Origin of the sequence: Mesorhizobium amorphae CCNWGS0123 (genome assembly GCF_001686985.1) — a bacterium.
GTDB classification, from domain to species: domain Bacteria; phylum Pseudomonadota; class Alphaproteobacteria; order Rhizobiales; family Rhizobiaceae; genus Mesorhizobium; species Mesorhizobium amorphae.
In genome coordinates, this window is the sequence record NZ_CP015318.1 from 890,443 (window position 1) to 909,291 (window position 18,849).

An 18,849-nucleotide genomic window follows, 5' to 3' on the forward strand; every position below is an offset into this window, starting at 1 on the left:
CAAAGGCACCTGAAAGCACATCGGGCCAATAGCTCAATGTTCAGAACAGCCGATGGTTCGCGCAAAGCGAGATCCAACTAAATCGCCGTTCCACTCGCGAGCACCGCATCTGCCGTTGCGCAAACTACGTTGATGACTTGGTCAGTGGCGAATATCGGCCCTTTATCAGACGTTGCTGTATCGGATCTGTCGAGACTGAACCCAAGGTCGGGCGTCGGTAGCCCTTAAATCTACCTGTATCCTGTCCCTCACCTTCAGCGCGCATTACTTGCAATTGGGCAATTTCCATCCCAGGTCTCAGCGCAATCGGTACCTCGCCGACGTTTGCCAATTCCAAGGTTAAGCTACCTGAAAATGCAGGATGGACGACCGGTGCTGTTTCTATGATAAGGCCGTGCCGACCCAATGACGACTTTCCTACAATCGATCCAGCACAGCTTGTCGGCATTCTTATCCATTCGAGAGTCGATCCCAACACAAACCGCCCTGGGTGCAACACATAGTATGAATCAAATCGGATAAAGTCATTTCTACCTAGCGATTTCTCTTGATTCTTCTTTGGCTCAAAAAAATCTAACTGAGTTCTACTCGATTGCTGCAAGGTCAAAAACCAACGACCAAGCCGAAGATCTACAGACGCGTTGCCTAAATTTTTGTCCGAAATCGCAGATAGTAGTGGGATTATAAATAAGCGATCGTCCTTAAATTCGCCGACACCCTGAAGAGCGTCTTTAAGTACGCTTCGCTTTAGGATCACGCTTGGTCATCCTTTCTATCTCGAATACTTCAATGCTCTTTAGCACAAGCTCATTTATCGCCGCAATACGATCTGCGTCGTTGTTTTTTGGCATGAAACTCGCGTTCTTGAAAGCCGACCATCCAGCATTCAGAATTGCGCCGAATCCAGCGGTCTGCTCGGCTGGCACGCCCAAGAGAAACATCTCGAGAATTGCGTTCGTCTCATCGCCAGATGGCGGCAGAATTCCCCTACCTCTGCATGTGTTGAATACGTGATCTGCAATCGAGGACACCAATGCGGACGAGGCCTCGTCGGCAAGATCCATTTGGAGTTGGTCATTGCTGTCACTGCGAAACGGGTTTGTCTGGTTTTCGAACCTAGAGTGAAAATCAGATTCTACAGCAACACCTATTTTGTTCGCGTAGTTCCGTAGGTGCTCGGCCCGGAGCGAAACGGGTGGATAATCAGGGGTGCGCTCAGGGGAAAGTGCCGGACTTAATAAATATTCAAAAGAATCTAGATAGCTTCCACCAAATATGAACAGGCCTGTAAAATCCGAAAATATTTCTTCAACTTGACTAAAAGCGTATTCTGCGGCGTCACTCCATGTTCCAATATTTTGATATTCATCGCACCTGTCTGCCGAAATCCCAAATCTCCTAAAGATCGCCTCATATTGACTCTTATATGAACCCTTGATACTAGCGATTATCGATCGATTTATTTCAGCCTCAAACTGACTTTTAAACTTTCCCGATCGCCAGAGTGAATGACCAAGCTCATGCCCAATCACTGGTAAAACTAGCGCGTTTGACGCCTCAGATGCGGGGAGCCCTATTATGACGAAAGAAGGGAGACACGGATGTGTTTGGGGGTAGGTGTACGGGATATAGTTCCATTCAAAAGAGACTATAAATTTAGCTCGTTCGTCTCCAAGTAACCGTGAAATAAGGTCATGAACTGGTCCATGTATCTCAAACGAATTTCGAACGTTAGCTGAGTTCGAAATCACTCCAAGAAGTTCCAGTATTTCAGAAATTAGTGTAGTCGCCTCCATTTCTGTTTGAGTGGTTAAAACAGAAGCAGCGTTGGCACCTATCTGCTTACTTGTTTCCTTAAGAAGCGCCTTAAGCTCCTCCACCGCTTTGGTAGAATCTGTATGAGGAAAGGAAGCTCCTTCAAACTCAGCAAGAAGCTGAAGGGCGGCCTCGATTTTTTGCCGCGAATACCTTAGTGTCATTATACACGGTAACGGCTTGTGCTTCGATTTGCGTAAGTTCTTTGCTTTTGAGCGAGCAGCTGACGATGCAGAGCCGACACAAACGCCAACAAAGGAGTCAAATTGCCAATAGCGCCGCGATCTTTTGCCCTCTCGGATACCCGCCTAAGCTCCTCTAAGAGATTGGTGATCTCCGCCCTCAAAGCGGCAAAGTCCCCCGGGTCAGCTTGGATAGCTGCATGAACAGCTTGGCGGTACAACTGCACTGTATTAGGGGCAATATTTCTAATGTCGGCACGCGACGGCCCAGAGATTTGCTCCTCCAACCGATCTCGCAATTCTGCCAGATACCGACCATCAGACGGCTCTTCCCGCTGAAGTCGCTCAATTTCATGCGCAGCTAGAAGCGATAGAAGAGAAAGATCGCTTACCTCAGCCTTATGTCCGAACTCGGCCATCAGCTTCTCCCCTTGAGTGACCTACGAATTTGAACTCGTTCTGCGCTACTCCCAGATTCCTGGTCACCTCCGCGAGGCCGCGACCAGGTTCCCATTGAATCACGTACGCTGATGCTAGGGAATCCCCAGCTTTCCATTAGGCGGGATTTTTTTTGGGGTGTGGATAGTATCAGTTTGTGGTAGCAAATCAAGAACAAAGAGGGAACATGCGCAACGACGAAGCCACACTTCCGTCCAACCCTCGTTATTCGCGTTCGCTTGGGCGTCCGCTCAATCGCCCATCTTCAGCGCCTGGATAAACGCCTCCTGCGGAATATCCACCTTGCCGAACTGGCGCATCCGCTTCTTGCCCTCTTTCTGCTTGTCGAGCAGCTTGCGTTTGCGCGAGACGTCGCCGCCGTAGCATTTGGCGGTGACGTCCTTGCGCAGCGCCGAGATGGTCTCGCGGGCGATGACCTTGCCGCCGATGGCGGCCTGGATCGGGATCTTGAACAGATGGTGCGGGATCAGCTCCTTCAGCTTCTCGCACATCTGGCGGCCGCGCTTTTCCGCCGCCGTGCGGTGGACCAGCATCGACAGCGCGTCGACCGGCTCCTCATTGACCAGGATCGACATCTTGACCAGGTCGCCTTCCTTGTAGTCGGTCAAATGGTAGTCGAAGGAGGCGTAGCCCTTGGAGATCGACTTCAGCCGATCGTAGAAATCGAAGACGACCTCGTTGAGCGGCAGGTCGTAGGTCAGCATGGCGCGCTTGCCGACATAGGACAGGTCGGCCTGGATTCCGCGCCTGTCCTGGCAGAGCTTCAGGATGCCGCCGAGATAGTCGTCGGGGGTCAAAATGGTGGCGCGGATCCACGGCTCCTCGATGGCCGAGATTTTCACCACGTCGGGCATGTCGGCCGGGTTGTGCAGTTCCTTGACCGTGCCGTCATTGAGGGCCAGGCGGTAGACGACGCTCGGTGCAGTGGCGATAAGGTCGAGGTTGAACTCGCGCTCCAGCCGCTCCTGGATGATTTCGAGGTGCAGCAGGCCAAGGAAGCCGCAGCGATAGCCGAAGCCGAGCGCCGCACTGGTTTCCATTTCATAGGAGAAGGAAGCGTCGTTGAGGCGCAGCTTGCCGACCGCGGCGCGCAGATCCTCGAAATCGGCGGCGTCGACCGGGAACAGGCCGCAGAACACCACCGGCTGCGCCGGCTTGAAGCCGGGCAGGGCATGCGCCGTCTGGCGCCTGTCCTCGGTGATGGTGTCGCCGACGCGGGTGTCGGCCACTTCCTTGATCGAGCCGGTGAAGAAGCCGAACTCGCCGGGGCCGAGCTCGTCGACATTGATGCGGGCAGGGGTGAAGACGCCGGTGCGCTCGACCAGGTACTTGGCGCCGGTGCCCATCATGCGGATGGTCTGGCCCTTCTTCAGCACGCCGTCGATGATGCGCACCAGCACGATGACGCCGAGATAGGCGTCGTACCAGCTGTCGACCAGCATCGCCTTCAGGGGGGCGGCGACATCGCCTTCGCGCGGCGGCGGCAATTGATGGACGATCGCTTCCAGCACGTCTGGAATGCCGAGGCCGGTCTTGGCCGAGATCAGCACGGCGTTGGAGGCGTCGATGCCGATGACTTCCTCGACCTGCTCGCGGATGCGCTCGGGCTCGGCGGCCGGCAGGTCGACCTTGTTCAGCACCACGACGATCTCGTGGTTGTTGTCGATGGCCTGGTAGACATTGGCCAGCGTCTGCGCCTCAACGCCCTGGCTGGCGTCGACGACCAGCAGCGAGCCCTCGCAGGCGGCCAGCGAACGCGACACTTCATAGGCGAAGTCGACATGGCCGGGCGTGTCGATGAGGTTGAGGATATAGTCCTCGCCATTGTTGGCGCGGTATTTCAGCCGCACCGTCTGCGCCTTGATGGTGATGCCGCGCTCGCGCTCGATGTCCATCGAGTCCAGCACCTGCTCCTTCATGTCGCGCAGCTCCAGCCCGCCGGTGGACTGGATCAGCCGGTCGGCAAGCGTGGATTTGCCATGGTCGATATGGGCGACGATGGAGAAATTGCGGATGTGGTCGAGCGGGGTGGTCATGCGGCGGCCTTTAGCAGGGGCGGGTTGCAGGGGCAAGCGGGGGTTGGTCCGCGCAGCGGACGGAAAGCCAACCGCCTGGCTTTCCGAACAACGAACGCCCGAAGCGACAGCGAAGGGCTACGCGGCATGCCGCTTCCGGCGCATGGTCCCGGGAGGTCTGTGCCGCCCCTCATCGCCCTGCTGGGCACTTCTCCCCGTATAGTGACGGGGAGAAGGGGCTGGCCGCGACCTCGGCACCTTTCCTGCGACGCTGATGATTGGCGAAATCGTCGATGAGAGCACCCCTCTCCCCGTCACTATACGGGGAGAGGATGCCGGCAGGCAGGTGAGGGGCGGCGCCCCTCGCTCACCACCTGATGCCCTTGCCGGGACTACCCGCGCAGGCGTCGGCAGAGGTGTATCGGAACATTAGACTCCCTTAATCTTTAATCCACGGGTTTGGGGCATAGTTCGCGGCCACACAACCGGCCAACCTCAGCCTTCGAAAGCGCAAAGATGCCCAGGTTTGCAAGACAGTTCCTCCGCTCGACCAGCGGCTCGCTCGTGCCCGTCTTCATCATCGCCCTGGTCCCGCTGGCGCTCGCCGTCGGCTTTTCGGTTGACTACACTTCGGCCGTCCAGACGCGCGGCAACATGCAGAACGCGCTGGATGCGGCGATCCTGTCGATCACCACGATGCCGACCGGCACGGCGCTTGCCGCCCGCCAGACGGCACTGGAGCAGTCCTTCGCCGCCAATGGCGGGCAAGGCACCGCCAAGCTCGACAGCTTCGACGTCGCTGCCGACGGCACCGCCACCGCCAGGGCCTCGGCGAGCTATCCGATGCCGACCAATTTCATGCAGATCGCCAGGATCGACACGGTGCAGGTCGCCGTCGGCTCGGCGGTGCGCAAGCGGCCGGCGCTGGTGCAGACCACGTTCAAGGTGACGAAGGTGTCGGGCTACTGGGGCAAGACCATGACGCTCTACGGCACGAAGTTCGGTGCCACCACAGCCAAACCACTGATGACGATCACCTATACCTATGGCAACACCGGCGATCCGAAGGGCTACGGCACGGCCATCGTCAACACCATCACCAATTCGGGCGGCGCCGACGTCACCACGACGGTCCAGAAGCAGGTCTGCGTGGTCGGCAAGACCAAGGACCTTCAGAAGAGTCTGCCCGCCGGAACGCCCATCCAGACCGACTCGAGCGGCACCAAATATGGTTGTGTCGATACGATGTATCCCGCCAATGGCGCCGGCGCCGTGGTCGACGTCAGCCTGATGAGCAGCCTCTATCTGCAGATGGACGTGCCCTCCGGCTCGCCGAAGATCCTGAAGTCGAACGATCCGGCCACCTCCAACCGGCTCTATATCGGCACAAGCCCGACCGTCATGCCCGAGATCGCAACCGGCCAGACCGTCGACATCTTCACCGCCGTGCCCTGCGGCGAGCCGGGCTACCAGGCCTGGGAGGACGGCGGCAACACGGTACCGGCACCGGTCAGCAACGCCGACTTCTTCTACACCGTGACCGGGAAGTGCGACTTCAACCAGCGACCTTCGGATACGGTGCTGACGCAATAGGGGGCGGGGCACCTGAACTGCCGATCTCCCCCCTCGTGGGGGAGATGGCCGGCAGGCCAGAGGGGGGCGCTGTCCCGCCGGCTTTGCCAAGGTCCATGATCTCCGCCTTCGATATCAGGAGGCCCAAAGTTTCGCTGAATATCTGACCAACGTTCCACGCTTGCACGACGACGCTCGTGGAGCGTGCCTCTGTTGATGCTCTACGGCGCCCCCTCTGTCCTGCCGGACATCTCCCCCACGAGGGGGGAGATCTGATGTTGCCTCGGCTTTCGCCAACCTCCAGCGTCGTGCGCGCGAGCGCACCCGATCACGAAGCGGTGAACGATGTAACGAAGCGCCGCGCGCCGGCGAAACCGTTGTCATGGCCCCAGCTTGCAACGGAGACCCAAGATGACTGGATCAAAGGCGAAAAGCGGCGCGATGCGGCTAGGCGCCGGTGCGGTGCTGCTGGCGCTTGCGGCGACCGGCACTGCCTCTGCCCAGCCGCTGACCGTGGTCGAGCTGTTCACCAGCCAGGGCTGCTCGTCCTGCCCGCCGGCCAATGCCAATCTGATCAAGGTCAAGGACCGGTCCGGCGTGCTGGCGCTGTCGTTCAACGTCACCTACTGGGACTATCTCGGCTGGAAGGACATTTTCGGCCGCGAAGAATTCACGCAGCGCCAGGTGAATTATGAGCCGGCGCTCGGCCGCTCGGGTCCGTTTACGCCGCAGGTTGTGGTCAATGGCGATGCCGACGCGGTCGGCGCCCGTCCCGGCGAGATCGAGGGGCTGATTGCCAGCAGCGGCCGCATAAAGGGCCCGTCTCTGTCGCTCGCCAACGGCAAGATCGCCATCGGCGCCGGCAAGGCGCCCGCCGGGCGCGCCGATGTCTGGCTGGTACGCTACCGCCAGGGCGTCATCGAGGTGCCGGTGGCGCGAGGCGAAAACACCGGCCGCACCTTGCCGCATGCCAATGTCGTCCATGCGCTGACGAAGCTCGGCAGCTGGAGCGGCGAGGCGATCACGCTGCCGCTGCCCGCCGATTCCGGCGGCCTCAGCACCGCGGTGCTGGTGCAGTCGCCCGGCGGGCCGATCCTGGCCGCCGCCACCAACTAGCATTTCGCGACGCCGCATGGAGCGGCGGCGCACTTCCCGGCCCTCGTGCCATCAACCCTCCAGAGGAGACCATAATGACCCATTTCTCTCGCCTGACGCTGCCGGCACTCGCCTTGGCGCTCTGCTCGACGGCACTGTTTGCCGGCGGCATCGCTCGCGCCGAGGATGCAATGAAGCCGGCTAACGCGATGGCCACGGACGCGATGAAGCCGGCAACGGACGCCATGAAACCGGCGACCGACGCCATGAAACCGGCCGGCGCCATGGCGACCGACGCAATGAGCACAAATGCGATGAAACCGGCGATGGCGACCGATGCGATGAAGAAGGACTGCATGGACAAGGCCGCCATGGAAACCGACGCCATGAAGAAGGACGAGGCGAGCAAGGCCTGCGACGCGATGGGGGCGGCCAACTAGCTTCGGCTCGCCTCCGGCCGTCCCTGGCCATGGCCGTTCCCTGTCCAGGTCAGGGACGGTCCTTTGGCCCGAACCGGAGCGCGCGCCGCGCACGGCAATGTGAGACAAGGCGGCGCGATCCGCCATATAATAGGACACCATCATGGGAGATCAGACATGACCGGCATTCACGACAAAGCCGTGCGGCGATCGGCCAATTTCGCCAGGGGCGCGCTGGCCGCCCTCATCCTGGCGGCGGCGGGCGCCGCGCTGTGGCAAAGCCCGGCCGTCTCGGCCGAGGACGCGGTGGTGATCCCGCCGCCGGCAATGGACGAGAAGGCCAGCAGCGGCACCGAGAAGGCAGTCTTCGCCGGCGGCTGTTTCTGGGGCGTGCAAGGCGTGTTCCAGCACGTCAAGGGCGTCAGCAGCGCCGTTTCAGGCTATGCCGGCGGCAGCCAGGAAAACGCCGTCTACGAGACGGTCGGCACTGGCCGCACCGGCCACGCCGAATCGGTCGAGATCACCTACGACCCGTCCAAGGTGACCTACGGCCAGCTGCTGCAGGTGTATTTCTCGGTGGCGCACAATCCGACGCAGCTGAACTATCAGGGTCCGGACAGCGGCACCCAATACCGCTCGACCATCTTTGCCGAGAACGACGCGCAGAAGAAGATCGCCGAGAGCTACATCGCCCAGCTCGACAAGGCCAAGGTGTTTTCGAAACCGATCGTCACCACGCTGGAGACCGGCAAGGCCTTCTATCCGGCCGAGACCTACCATCAGGATTTTCTGACGCTCAACCCAACCTATCCCTACATCGTCTACAACGACCTGCCCAAGGTGGCGAACCTGAAGCAGCTGTTCCCGGCGCTGTATAGCGAGAAGCCGGTGCTGGTGCTGGCGAGCAGCAAGAGTTGAGGGACGGAGGTTTGGGACGCGGGATGATGCCGTCCTTCCCTTCGTCATCCTAGGGCGAAGCAGGAGCGAAGCTCCGTCGCGGAGACCCAGGATCCATGCCGTGACGGTGGTTTAGTGCTCCTGCGGATCACGATCGAGCGTCACCAGCCCGTCCCTCGAAAGAGCTCAAACCATTCCGGGTTGGTCTTCTCGATCAGTTCGATCTTCCACTGTCTCGGCCAGCGTTTCAGTGATTTCTCGCGCTGGATGGCATCGGTAATGTCGAAGAACTCCTCATACCAGACCAGCCGTTGCACACCGTAGCGGCTGGTGAAACTTGCGCCCTCGCCGGCCTTGTGCTCCGGTATTCGACGGCCAAGATCGTTGGTGACACCGATATAGATTGTGCCGCGCTTCTGGCTTGCGGTCATATAGACGTAGCCGGTCATAGTTTCAGGGTAATCAGCGTCGGTACGCGCATAAGTGCCATTCTGATCCGTTGCATTCTGGAGCAAACGTCACGGCATGGATCCCAGGGTCTGCGCCGCGTCGCTTCGCTCCTTGCTTCGCCCTAGGATGACGAAGGGATAGGGATGCGCCCCTCTTAGCCAAGGCAACATCTCCCGCCACCCCTCTCAATCATACGTCAGGTCCGTCGCCTTGCCGCCGAACACCCGGTAGGCATAAAACGAATAGAAGATGATGATCGGCAGCACGACGACCGTGCCGGCGAGGATGATGGCGAGGCTTTCGGGCGCCGACGCGGCCTGCCAGATGGTCAGCTTGTCGGGCACGACGAACGGGTAGAACGACCAGGCCAGCCCGGCGAAACCGAGCGCGAAGATGGCGGCCAGAGTCAGGAACGGCGTCAGCGCATGACGGTCGTTGGGCCTTGGCAGATGGAAGGTCTGCCGCCACAGCCAGACGAACAGCAGCGCCGACAGGATCGGCAGCGGCGACAGATAGAGCATTTGCGGCCAGACGAACCATTTGTCGAAGATGCGCGGGCTGGCGAAGGGCGTGGCGAGCGACACCGCGACCATGCCGAGCGCCGCCAGCACGAGTGCGGTGCGCAGCCAGACCACCGCCTTCTTCTGCAATTCGCCCTCGGTCTTGTAGATCAGCCAGGCGGCGCCCATCGCCGCATAGGCGGCGGCGAGGCAGAGCGCGACCAGCGCGCCGAAGGCGATGCCGCCAAAGCCGACGTCGAGGCCGAGCACATAGACGCCCAGCATGTAGCCCTGCGCCAGCGAGGCGATGATCGAGCCGAGGAAGAAGATGCGGTTCCAGCGATGTTTTCTGCCGGCCGGCACCTTGGCGCGGAAATCGAAGGCGACGCCGCGCAGGATAAGGCCGACGAGCAGCAGGAACACCGGAATGTAGAGCGCTGTCAGGATGGTGCCGTGCGCCAGCGGGAAGGCGACCAGCAGCAGGCCGACGGCCAGCACCAGCCAGGTTTCGTTGGCGTCCCAGAACGGGCCGATTGCCGCGATCATCGTGTCCTGCTCGGCGTCCTCGGCGGCCGCGAACAGGATGCCGATGCCGAGATCGAAACCATCGAGGATGACGTAGATCAGGATGGCGAGGCCCATCAGGCCGGCGAAGATCAGGGGGAGCGCGGTTGGCCAGTCGAAGCTCATTGGTCTCTCCCCTTACTCACTCGCTGCCGGTTGCGACAATGCCGCGTTCATGACGCCGGGCAGCGGCGAGGCGTCACCATCCTTGGCCGCCTTCAGCGCCAGGTGCACCAGCACGCCGAGATAGGCGATCAGAAGCAGCACATAGAGGATGAGATAGACGGCCAGCGTCAGCGCGACATGGCTGCCGGCGACCGGGCCGACGGCGTCGGCGGTTTTCAGCACGCCGGTGACCAGCCAGGGCTGGCGGCCGATCTCTGTCGTGTACCAGCCGGCAAGCGTCGCCACCCATCCGGAGATGGTCATCGGCACCATCAGCAGCGCCAGCGGCTTGGGCAGGCTGTGGCGGCGCTTGAGGAAGAAGGCGGCCGACCAGGAAACGATCAGCATCAGGACGCCGGTGCCGACCATGATGCGAAAGCCCCAGAACACCGGGAGGACCGGCGGATGGTTGCCGGGATAGTCGTTGAGGCCCGGCACCACGCCGCCGGTGCTGTGCCGCAACACGACGCTGGCGCCGTCCGGGATGGCGAGCTCGAACCTGTTCTCCCTGGCCGCCTCGTCGGGCCACGCGAACAGCACCAGCGGCACGTTGGGGCCGGTGTTCCAGTTGGCCTCCATGGCGGCGATCTTCTGCGGCTGGTGCTCCAGCGTGTTCAGACCGTGCTGGTCGCCGGCGAATATCTGGATCGGGATCAGGATCGCGGCGGTGAAGACGCCGGTGCGCAGCGCCTTCCACATCGATTCGGAACGGTCGCCGTAGAGATAGCGCAGCGCCGACAGGCCGGCGATCAGGAAGGACACCGTCAGGCCCGACGCGAGCAGCATGTGGACGAGCCGGTAGGGCATGGACGGGTTGAAGACGATCGCCCACCAGTCGACCGCATGCGCCACGCCATCGCGCATCTCGAAGCCGGCCGGCGTCTGCATCCAGGAATTCAGCGCGATGATCCAGAAGGCCGAGGCCGTCGTGCCGCCGGCGACCAGCACCGTGGCTAAGGTGTGGATGCGGTTGGAGACGCGGCGGAAGCCGAACAGCATGATGCCGAGGAAGGCCGCCTCGAGGAAAAAGGCGGTCAGGATCTCATAGGCGAGCAGCGGGCCGGCGATGTTGCCGACAGTTTCCATATAGCCCGGCCAGTTGGTGCCGAACTGGAAGCTCATGGTGACGCCGGAGACCACGCCCATGGCGAAGGACAGAGCGAACACCTTCACCCAGGTGAAATAGGCGCGCATCCAGGCGGAATCGCCGGTCGCGTTGTAACGCAACTTGAAGAACAGCAGCACCCAGCCAAGTGCAATGGTGATCGCCGGAAACAGGATGTGGAACGAGATATTCGCGCCGAACTGGATGCGCGACAGAATGAGCGGGTCCATGGCGGGCTCCGGCTGCTGCTTGTCGTTGCAGAATAGGGCGCAAGCCCGACCGGGTCAAAGTGGCTTGGCGTCACGCGGGGCGCGTTGTCGCAGCATCCGGCCGCAAATCGTCAGCTGTACACACTGTCAATGGCCAGAACTGTCAGGAGCGGCATTGACTTCCGGCCGCGCGCACCGACATTCACCGGATTCCGTACAACAACACGTTTCAGGCAGCCGTTTTCAGCCATGCCATCAATCATATCGATTTCCGGGGTCACCAAGACCTACGCCACCGGTTTCCAGGCGCTCAAGGAAATCAACCTCGACATCCAGCGCGGCGAAATCTTCGCGCTGCTCGGGCCGAACGGCGCCGGCAAGACGACACTGATCTCGATCGTCTGCGGCATCGTCAACCGCTCGTCGGGCACCGTCACCGTGGACGGGAACGATATCAACAAAGACTATCGCGCCGCGCGCAGCCTGATCGGGCTGGTGCCGCAGGAGCTGACCATCGACGCCTTCGAGAGCGTGTGGGCGACGGTCAGTTACAGCCGTGGCCTGTTCGGCAAGCCGGCCAACCCGGCATTCGTCGAGAAGGTGCTGCGCGACCTCTCGCTGTGGGACAAGAAGGACGCCAAGGCGATCACGCTGTCGGGCGGCATGAAGCGCCGGCTGATGATCGCCAAGGCGCTGTCGCACGAGCCGCGCGTGCTGTTCCTCGACGAGCCGACGGCCGGCGTCGACGTCGAGCTGCGCCAGGACATGTGGGAGATGGTGCGCCGGCTGCGCGAGGATGGCGTCACCATCATCCTGACCACGCATTACATCGAGGAGGCCGAGGCGATGGCCGACCGCGTCGGCGTCATCAACCGCGGCGAGATCATCCTGGTCGACGACAAGGCTGAATTGATGCGCAAGCTCGGCCGCAAGCGGCTGTTGGTGGAGCTGCGCAGCCCGCTCGCCACCGTCCCCGAAAAGCTCTCGCGCTATGCGCTCGAGCTGTCGCCGGACGGCCAGCAACTGACCTACACCTATGACAACCAGAGCGATCGGCCAGGCGTCGCCTCGCTGCTGCGCGACCTCGAGGCCGCCGGCATCCATTTCCGCGACATGGACACGGAAAACAGCTCGCTCGAGGAGATCTTCGTCAACCTCTTGAGGCAAGAGCCATGAACCTGCGCGCGGCCATGAATCTTCGTGCGGTATGGGCAATCTACCGGGTGGAAATGGCGCGCGCCTTTCGCACCGTGCTGCAGAGCATCATCTCGCCGGTCATCTCGACATCGCTCTATTTCGTCGTCTTCGGCTCGGCCATCGGCTCGCGCATCACCGAGATCGACGGCATCAGCTACGGCGCTTTCATCGTGCCCGGGCTGATCATGCTGTCGCTTTTGACGCAGTCGATCTCGAATGCCTCCTTCGCCATTTATTTCCCGAAATTCGTCGGCTCGATCTACGAGCTTTTGTCGGCGCCGGTCTCCTATCTCGAGATCGTCATCGCCTATGTCGGCGGTGCGGCGACCAAGTCGATCATCCTTGGCCTGATCATCCTGGCGACGGCGTCGCTGTTCGTGCCGCTCCACATCGAACACCCGGTGTGGATGCTCGCCTTCCTGGTGCTGACGGCGGTGACCTTCAGCCTGTTCGGCTTCATCATCGGCATCTGGGCCAAGAGCTTCGAGCAGCTGCAGCTGGTGCCGCTGCTGATCATCACGCCGCTGACCTTCCTTGGCGGTAGCTTCTATTCGATCAACATGCTGCCCGACATCTGGCGCACGGTGACGCTGTTCAATCCGGTCGTCTATCTGATCAGCGGGTTCCGCTGGAGCTTTTACGGCAAGTCGGATGTCTCGGTCGGCATCAGCCTCGGCATGACGGTTGTCTTCCTGCTGATCTGCATAGCGATCGTCGCCTGGATCTTCAGGACGGGCTACCGGTTAAGGAACTGACCGGTCGGCCGCTTCAGATTGCCTTCACCAGCCGCAGCAGCCCCAGCATTTCGACAAATGTCCCCTTGCGGAAGGCGACATAGGTCGGCTGCTCCTTGCCGTGGAAGCGGCGCTTGAAAGCCGCCTGGCCCTGCAAATTGAACTTCGAGCGATTGACCCATGCGGAACCGTAGGCGCGCTGGAAGGTGCTGCGCCAGAAGTTCGATTCGGCAAAGCCGCTGGCTTCGATGTCGACAAGTGGCGACAGGCCCAGCGTGACGACGGAAACGCCTTCCTCGCGAAAGCGGTCGACGGCGAATTTGGTCAGGCCGATCTCGGCATGCGGGGTGGCGTCGACATGCTTGCGCTTGAAGGCCGTGGTGTAGCCGGTGACCTTGCCGCCGCTGAACAGCGGATCGAAGTCGAGCAGGGCGACGAGCTCGCCGTCGGGGCCGCGCAGCACGAAACGGCGCATGTCGATGCCGAGATGGTCGGCGAAGGGCCGGTTGAGGAAGCCCATTTCCCAGCGCTTGACGATGCGCTCGCCGCGCCAGTTCTCGGACAGCCTGGCGATCTCGTCGAGGAAGATGCTGCGCCTGTCTTCCTCGAAGGAGTACCCCTTTTTCAGCAACCAACGCTCGGAGTAGCGCACCGTTTCGTTGCGCTTGCCCGAGAAATCATGGTCGGGCAGCGGCAGACTGGTGTCGATACCCAGGCGGTTGACCTGATAGCCGAGCGAGGCCAGCACGCGCGCGGTCTCGGCACCGATCTGCACGAACCAGGGACTACCGGCGGCTTCGACGAAACGTCTGATGTAGGCGGGCCGGTCAGGCGGATGCACCACCGGGTCGCCCAGCGCGAAATGGTGCTTCATCTTGGTGCCGAAGGCGATGTAGCCGTCGCTGTCGCCGAAATAGGACAGTTTCTGCTGCACGGCGGTCGAGTAGGCGAGCGAGAAATTGCCATGCCGGCGGACCAGCGCCAGGCGCTCGACATGCGTCAGCTCCTGGCGCGGAACCCTGGGTGCTGCGCCTTCAAGAAGCCTGTCGATGGTGATGCGCAAGGAGGGCATGGCCGATCCGCGTGTCGAAAAGGGAGACCCGCCAGCCCACGGGCCTCGAATCAGTCGCACTGACGCGACCTGATTTATCGATCATATCGCGCATGCGCCATAGAAGGCGCCATCGGGCGCCATCTGCAGGGGAATCTCGGCCAAAAGGCGGCGGATGGCAGCGGCCTTATTCCTGGGCCATCACTCGCTCGAGTTGCGCCCTATGGCACCGGCTTTTGACTTTCCATGCATTGTTATATACCATGTTATTGATTTGCGTGGACGGATTGATCATGGAAGACGTCATTCGATCTCTTGGCTTCTTGTGCCTGGGCAGCAGGTTGAAGCGTATAGGCGAGCAGTTGCAGGCGGATACGCAGCGAGTGCTCGATCGCCTGGATGTCCAGGTTCAGTCGAGCCAGTTCCCGCTCCTGGCCGCGCTCGACAGGCTCGGGCCGCTGCCGGTCGGTGAACTGGCGCAGTCTCTTGGGATTGCGCAGCCGGGCGTCACACGAAGCGTCTCGCTTCTGGCCGAATTGGGGTTGGTCGAAGTCGGCCAGTCAAACAACGACCAGCGGCGCAGGATTGTCTCGCTCACCCGGGACGGTCGACGGCTGGTCGATGTTGCGAAGCGCGACGCCTGGCCACGCATCGAGAAGGCCGTCGCGGATCTCTGCGCAGACCTTTCGGGGCCGCTTCTGGATCAACTGGCCGCCATCGAGGACGGCCTCGCCGCAGTTCCTCTCGACCGCCGTGCGGAAAGAACCGGGGCTGCCGTGCAATGAGCCATGTTCTCGACCGTCCCATTTGGAGCGCACTCGCGACGCGCCATCAGGCGTTCGCGCAAGGCGACAGCCTTGCCAAGCGATACCTATCGTCGATCGTTCCTTTCGCCGCCACGGCAGCGCACGACGTGGAAAGCCAGCAGGCGCTCAGCAGGCTCATTCCCCCGCTCGAGAGCACCATCCTGGTCCAGGCGGATGCAATCGTCTTGCCTGCGGAGCTTTCTGCGATTTCGACCGCGTGCCTGGTGCAGATGACAGCCGAACAGCCGTTGCCGATCGTGTCCGACGAGGGTGTGCAACGCCTGACGCGAAACGATGCCGCCGACATGCTCGCCCTGGCATCGGTCACCAAGCCTGGCCCGTTCACGGCTGAGGCGTTGAGCCTCGGCGATTTCTGGGGCGTGAAGATCGACGGCAGACTTGCGGCGATGGCCGGCGAGCGCATGAAGCAACCTGGTTATGCCGAACTCAGCGGCGTGTGCTCGCATCCGGACTTTCGCGGCCGCGGCCTGGGCAGGCTGCTGTCCTTGTTCGTGGCAAACCAGATCATGGCGCGCGGCGAAGTTCCCTATCTCCATGCCTATGCCACCAACGCCGCGGCCATAAGACTATACGAGTCGATCGGCTTCCGGCTGAGAAGCACGATGAACATGGCCGTGGTCCAACATGCTGCATAGGGGCGCGTGAGCGGCTGTTCCCGTGGACATCAAGCCGACTTTGAATCAAGCCGCCGGAAACCAACGGCTTCCATGAGCATGTCCTCCTCGACCATGCCGGCATTATGCAGTGCAAGCAGGGTCAGGGCGATTTCCCGCGCCTCGGCTGACTCGGGATGCGCTTCGCGCCGCTGGCAGGCTTCGTCAAAGACGCGCTGCAGCCTGGCGATATCAGCAGGCTTGAGCAGGCCACGATCATAAATGGATTTCGGCATGGCGATCTCCTGATAAAGACCTAGGGCGCCACGCCTAAATTGCCAATCTTTCCCGAGGCTTGATAGGTCCCTGAATAAAAAGGAGGGATTTCGGGTTGCCGAAATCCCTCCTGCGATTGTCCAATCTCTCCAGTCTGGCCGTGTCAGATCGCGATCTTGCCGCCGCCCTGCTTGGTGATGGCGACCACCGACGGCCGCACCGGCATGTCGGGCTTGAAATCGGGCCAACGCGTCGACAGGTCCTCATAGTAGGAGGGCCGACCGAAGGCTTCCCAGTCCTCGCCGCCGTCGCCCGGATGCTGGACGGCGACGAAAGCGGTCTGGTCGTCCGGCGCAAACAGCGGGCCGCACATTTCTGCGCCGATCGGCACACGGAAGAACAGCTTTGACGTCGCTCGCGCCGAGCCTTCGGTGTCGACCGCCCACAGGCCATCGGTGCGGCCGGTGGCCTTCGGGCCCTGGCCGTCGGTGGCGACCCACAGGCGTCCGGCCGAATCGACGGCGCAATTGTCCGGCATGCCGAACCAGCCATTGGCTGTCGTTGCCGTAGAGAAGGTGGCGCCGACTTCGGCCACCGAGGGATCGCCGCACTTCAGCAGCACTTCCCACTTGCCCTTGGTGGCGGTGAAATCACCGCCGTCCTCGACGATCTCGATGATGTGGCCGAAGGCATTCTCGGCGCGCGGGTTGGCGGCGTCGACCTGCTCCGCCTTGCGCTTGGAATTGTTGGTCAGCATGACATAGACCTTGCCGTTACCGGCATTGGGCTGGATGTCCTCGGGGCGGTCCATCTTGGTGGCGCCGAGCAGGTCGGCGGCGCGACGCGTCTCGATCAGCACGTCGGCCTGATCGGCAAAACCGTTTTCGGCCGTCAACGGGCCCTGGCCGAAGACGATCGGCAGCCATTCGACCGAGCCGTCCTCGGCGAACTTGGCGACATGCAGCGTGCCGTCGTCGAGCAGGTTCATGTTGGCGGCACGGTCGTTCGGGTTGAACGTGCCCTTGGTGACGAATTTGTAGACATAGTCGAAGCGCTCGTCGTCGCCGAGATAGAAGACGACGCGGCCATCCTTGGCGACGATCGATTCGGCGCCCTCATGCTTGAAGCGGCCCATGGCGGTGCGCTTCCGCGGCGTCGAAGTCGGGTCGTTGACGTCGACCTCGACGATCCAGCCAAAGCGATTGGCCTCATTCGGTTCCTTGGCGAGGTCGAAACGGTCGTAGTGCGCGCCCCACTCATAGGCACCTTCGGGAATGCCGAGGCGCTTGTAGTTGGTGGCTTCCTTGTGGTCGGCCGGCAGTTCGCCGGAGAAATAGCCGTGGATGTTTTCCTCGGCCATGACATAGGTGCCCCAGGGCGTGACGCCGCCGGCACAATTGTTGAGGGTGCCGATGACCTTGGTGCCGGACGGATCGGCGCTGGTCTTGAGGCGGTCATGGCCGGCGGCAGGGCCGGACAGCGCCATTTCGGTGTTGGAGCTGATGCGGCGGTTGAGCTTGCCGTCGCGCACGACCTGCCATTTGCCGCCGTCCTTGCGGATCTCGACGATGGTGCCGCCGTGTGCTGCCATCTCGACATCGACCTGCTCCTTGCTGAGCGGTGCGACTTCGAGCGCCTTCTTGCCGTCCTTGTCGACGACTTTCACGATGCCCGGAAACATCAGGTGCGAGTTGGTGTATTCGTGGTTGACGACCAGCAGGCCATGCTCGGCCGAGCCGTCGATCGGGATATAGCCGATATAGTCGTTGTTGTAGCCGAACTGTTTCAGCTGGGCCTCGGCCGACTGCTTCGTCGGGTCGAATTCAGGCGAATCGGCAAACAGCGGGTCGCCCCAGCGCAGCAGCACATCGGCATCGTAGCCGGGTGCTACGTGATGCTTGTCGTCGATACCGGCTTCGAGCTCGTCGAACGAGAAGGCCGAACCTTCGGCGGCGCGGGCATTGTCGGCGCTGACCAATGCCAGCGGGCTGACGGTGGCGGCAATGGCCGAGACGGCGAGCGAACCTTTCAGAAAACCGCGGCGCGAGAAGCGCGAGGCGATGATCTCGCCCATGGTGCGGTTGTCGGTAGGGTTGGTGGCCGGGCCGTCATTTTCCTCGAGCAGGCTGGTGCGGAAACGGGCGTCGGGGGAGCGATGGTCGGTCATGAGACTTGCCTCTGGCTTCTTGGAGTGGCTGGAGCATGGGTACCTGTTCGACCCTTACAGTCGGCGGATCACACTTTCGTGACATTGTAAGCCGGTTTCAATCACCAGCCGGACCTTGGTGCGATGGACCTTGCTTGACGTCCCGGCTCGCTTCGGAAACAAGGGCTGCCACAAGCGTCATTCAGGGGCAAAAAGTGAGTCTTTCCGGATTACTTCAGCTCGGCATTTCGACCGTGATCTTCCTGCTGGCGGCAACGGCGGCCAAGCAATGGGGGCTGGCGCCGAGCCTGGGCAAGATCGTGGTGACGCTGGCGCTCTATTCGCTGGGCAATCTTATCATGCTGAGATTGATCCGAGAATTCGGCATGTCGGTGTCGTTCAGCCTGTCGGCGGTGATCCAACTGGTGTCGGTCAATGCCGTGGCGCTGGTGTTCTTCGGCGAACGCGTCAACGCGCTGCAGGCGACCGGCATCGTGCTGGCGGTCGCGGCGGTGGCGCTGATCATGCTCGGGCCCTATCTGCAAACGCACCTCTAGAGCAATTCCAGGAAAAGTGTG

19 protein-coding genes are annotated in these 18,849 nt (G+C 61.5%); 9 read left to right on the top strand and 10 right to left on the bottom strand.

Annotation, left to right across the window (positions count from 1 at the left end; all coding sequences use genetic code 11):
* Nucleotides 1-124: 124 nt before the first annotated feature.
* The 4 genes from dcd to lepA form a co-directional block, all read right to left on the bottom strand.
* Nucleotides 125-757, bottom strand: coding sequence for a dCTP deaminase (dcd, locus tag A6B35_RS37480; RefSeq protein ID WP_006201102.1), 633 nt, complete (start codon nt 755-757; stop codon nt 125-127).
* Nucleotides 732-1,979, bottom strand: coding sequence for a hypothetical protein (locus A6B35_RS35415; protein WP_139032191.1), 1,248 nt, complete (start codon nt 1,977-1,979; stop codon nt 732-734). The genes dcd and A6B35_RS35415 overlap by 26 nt, the downstream gene beginning before the upstream one ends.
* Nucleotides 1,979-2,416: a hypothetical protein gene (locus A6B35_RS35420; RefSeq protein ID WP_006201100.1), complete on the bottom strand. Its 438-nt coding sequence runs from the start codon at nt 2,414-2,416 to the stop codon at nt 1,979-1,981. Before A6B35_RS35420 ends, A6B35_RS35415 begins: the two co-directional genes overlap by 1 nt.
* 270 nt (nt 2,417-2,686) lie before the next feature.
* Entirely contained in the window at nt 2,687-4,492 is a 1,806-nt protein-coding gene (gene lepA, locus A6B35_RS04290) for a translation elongation factor 4 (RefSeq protein ID WP_006201099.1), read from the bottom strand.
* A 495-nt stretch (nt 4,493-4,987) separates the two neighbouring features.
* Here lepA and A6B35_RS04295 point away from each other — a divergent pair, with 495 nt between their 5' ends.
* The 4 genes from A6B35_RS04295 to msrA all read left to right on the top strand — a co-directional run bounded on the left by A6B35_RS04295 (nt 4,988) and on the right by msrA (nt 8,475).
* Entirely contained in the window at nt 4,988-6,064 is a 1,077-nt protein-coding gene (locus A6B35_RS04295) for a TadE/TadG family type IV pilus assembly protein (RefSeq protein ID WP_006201098.1), read from the top strand.
* 390 nt (nt 6,065-6,454) lie between these two features.
* Nucleotides 6,455-7,159, top strand: coding sequence for a DUF1223 domain-containing protein (locus A6B35_RS04300; protein ID WP_006206186.1), 705 nt, complete (start codon nt 6,455-6,457; stop codon nt 7,157-7,159).
* Nucleotides 7,160-7,233: 74 nt separating this feature from the next.
* Entirely contained in the window at nt 7,234-7,578 is a 345-nt protein-coding gene (locus A6B35_RS04305; RefSeq protein WP_006206185.1) for a hypothetical protein, read from the top strand.
* 156 nt (nt 7,579-7,734) lie between these two features.
* Nucleotides 7,735-8,475, top strand: a complete 741-nt coding sequence (msrA, locus tag A6B35_RS04310) for a peptide-methionine (S)-S-oxide reductase MsrA (protein WP_006206184.1) — start codon at nt 7,735-7,737, stop codon at nt 8,473-8,475.
* A gap of 140 nt (nt 8,476-8,615) precedes the next feature.
* Here the strand turns inward: msrA and A6B35_RS04315 are convergent, their stop codons facing one another.
* The 3 genes from A6B35_RS04315 to A6B35_RS04325 form a co-directional block, all read right to left on the bottom strand.
* Nucleotides 8,616-8,903: a GIY-YIG nuclease family protein gene (locus A6B35_RS04315; protein ID WP_006206183.1), complete on the bottom strand. Its 288-nt coding sequence runs from the start codon at nt 8,901-8,903 to the stop codon at nt 8,616-8,618.
* Nucleotides 8,904-9,089: 186 nt separating this feature from the next.
* Nucleotides 9,090-10,094 (bottom strand): cytochrome d ubiquinol oxidase subunit II, encoded by a 1,005-nt coding sequence (locus A6B35_RS04320; protein ID WP_006206182.1) that lies wholly within the window; start codon nt 10,092-10,094, stop codon nt 9,090-9,092.
* Between the two features lie 12 nt (nt 10,095-10,106).
* Nucleotides 10,107-11,468 carry a cytochrome ubiquinol oxidase subunit I gene (locus A6B35_RS04325; RefSeq protein ID WP_006206181.1) on the bottom strand — a complete coding sequence of 454 codons (1,362 nt, stop codon included), beginning with the start codon at nt 11,466-11,468 and terminating at the stop codon, nt 10,107-10,109.
* A 228-nt stretch (nt 11,469-11,696) separates the two neighbouring features.
* Between A6B35_RS04325 and A6B35_RS04330 the strand changes: the two genes are divergently transcribed.
* Together A6B35_RS04330 and A6B35_RS04335 are read left to right on the top strand one after the other, a co-directional pair.
* Nucleotides 11,697-12,623 carry an ABC transporter ATP-binding protein gene (locus A6B35_RS04330; RefSeq protein WP_006206180.1) on the top strand — a complete coding sequence of 309 codons (927 nt, stop codon included), beginning with the start codon at nt 11,697-11,699 and terminating at the stop codon, nt 12,621-12,623.
* A 14-nt stretch (nt 12,624-12,637) separates the two neighbouring features.
* The gene (locus A6B35_RS04335) at nt 12,638-13,399 is read left to right on the top strand and encodes an ABC transporter permease (RefSeq protein ID WP_006206179.1); all 762 of its coding nucleotides are present in this window, start codon (nt 12,638-12,640) and stop codon (nt 13,397-13,399) included.
* A 13-nt stretch (nt 13,400-13,412) separates the two neighbouring features.
* Here A6B35_RS04335 and A6B35_RS04340 read toward each other — a convergent pair whose 3' ends face one another.
* A complete protein-coding gene (locus tag A6B35_RS04340) occupies nt 13,413-14,450 on the bottom strand; it encodes a phosphatidylglycerol lysyltransferase domain-containing protein (RefSeq protein ID WP_006206178.1) in 1,038 nt (345 codons plus the stop codon).
* Nucleotides 14,451-14,722: 272 nt separating this feature from the next.
* Between A6B35_RS04340 and A6B35_RS04345 the strand changes: the two genes are divergently transcribed.
* On the top strand, nt 14,723-15,214 hold the full coding sequence (locus A6B35_RS04345; RefSeq protein WP_006206177.1) for a MarR family winged helix-turn-helix transcriptional regulator: 492 nt from the start codon (nt 14,723-14,725) through the stop codon (nt 15,212-15,214).
* Entirely contained in the window at nt 15,211-15,891 is a 681-nt protein-coding gene (locus A6B35_RS04350) for a GNAT family N-acetyltransferase (RefSeq protein ID WP_065518152.1), read from the top strand. The genes A6B35_RS04345 and A6B35_RS04350 overlap by 4 nt, the downstream gene beginning before the upstream one ends.
* A 29-nt stretch (nt 15,892-15,920) precedes the next feature.
* Here the strand turns inward: A6B35_RS04350 and A6B35_RS04355 are convergent, their stop codons facing one another.
* Nucleotides 15,921-16,145 (bottom strand): hypothetical protein, encoded by a 225-nt coding sequence (locus tag A6B35_RS04355; RefSeq protein WP_006200566.1) that lies wholly within the window; start codon nt 16,143-16,145, stop codon nt 15,921-15,923.
* A 143-nt stretch (nt 16,146-16,288) separates the two neighbouring features.
* On the bottom strand, nt 16,289-18,292 hold the full coding sequence (locus tag A6B35_RS04360) for a PhoX family protein (protein WP_006200567.1): 2,004 nt from the start codon (nt 18,290-18,292) through the stop codon (nt 16,289-16,291).
* A gap of 194 nt (nt 18,293-18,486) precedes the next feature.
* Between A6B35_RS04360 and A6B35_RS04365 the strand changes: the two genes are divergently transcribed.
* Nucleotides 18,487-18,828, top strand: a complete 342-nt coding sequence (locus A6B35_RS04365) for a hypothetical protein (RefSeq protein ID WP_006200568.1) — start codon at nt 18,487-18,489, stop codon at nt 18,826-18,828.
* The last annotated feature ends 21 nt before the right edge of the window (nt 18,829-18,849 follow it).

Bases quoted from the DNA above. Each gene is read 5' to 3' on its own strand.
- A6B35_RS35415 (WP_139032191.1), bottom strand. From the start codon at position 1,979: ATGACACTAAGGTATTCGCGGCAAAAAATCGAGGCCGCCCTTCAGCTT.
- A6B35_RS35420 (WP_006201100.1), bottom strand. From the start codon at position 2,416: ATGGCCGAGTTCGGACATAAGGCTGAGGTAAGCGATCTTTCTCTTCTA.
- lepA (WP_006201099.1), bottom strand. From the start codon at position 4,492: ATGACCACCCCGCTCGACCACATCCGCAATTTCTCCATCGTCGCCCAT.
- A6B35_RS04295 (WP_006201098.1), top strand. From the start codon at position 4,988: ATGCCCAGGTTTGCAAGACAGTTCCTCCGCTCGACCAGCGGCTCGCTC.
- A6B35_RS04300 (WP_006206186.1), top strand. From the start codon at position 6,455: ATGACTGGATCAAAGGCGAAAAGCGGCGCGATGCGGCTAGGCGCCGGT.
- A6B35_RS04305 (WP_006206185.1), top strand. From the start codon at position 7,234: ATGACCCATTTCTCTCGCCTGACGCTGCCGGCACTCGCCTTGGCGCTC.
- msrA (WP_006206184.1), top strand. From the start codon at position 7,735: ATGACCGGCATTCACGACAAAGCCGTGCGGCGATCGGCCAATTTCGCC.
- A6B35_RS04315 (WP_006206183.1), bottom strand. From the start codon at position 8,903: ATGACCGGCTACGTCTATATGACCGCAAGCCAGAAGCGCGGCACAATC.
- A6B35_RS04320 (WP_006206182.1), bottom strand. From the start codon at position 10,094: ATGAGCTTCGACTGGCCAACCGCGCTCCCCCTGATCTTCGCCGGCCTG.
- A6B35_RS04325 (WP_006206181.1), bottom strand. From the start codon at position 11,468: ATGGACCCGCTCATTCTGTCGCGCATCCAGTTCGGCGCGAATATCTCG.
- A6B35_RS04330 (WP_006206180.1), top strand. From the start codon at position 11,697: ATGCCATCAATCATATCGATTTCCGGGGTCACCAAGACCTACGCCACC.
- A6B35_RS04335 (WP_006206179.1), top strand. From the start codon at position 12,638: ATGAATCTTCGTGCGGTATGGGCAATCTACCGGGTGGAAATGGCGCGC.
- A6B35_RS04340 (WP_006206178.1), bottom strand. From the start codon at position 14,450: ATGCCCTCCTTGCGCATCACCATCGACAGGCTTCTTGAAGGCGCAGCA.
- A6B35_RS04345 (WP_006206177.1), top strand. From the start codon at position 14,723: ATGGAAGACGTCATTCGATCTCTTGGCTTCTTGTGCCTGGGCAGCAGG.
- A6B35_RS04350 (WP_065518152.1), top strand. From the start codon at position 15,211: ATGAGCCATGTTCTCGACCGTCCCATTTGGAGCGCACTCGCGACGCGC.
- A6B35_RS04355 (WP_006200566.1), bottom strand. From the start codon at position 16,145: ATGCCGAAATCCATTTATGATCGTGGCCTGCTCAAGCCTGCTGATATC.
- A6B35_RS04360 (WP_006200567.1), bottom strand. From the start codon at position 18,292: ATGACCGACCATCGCTCCCCCGACGCCCGTTTCCGCACCAGCCTGCTC.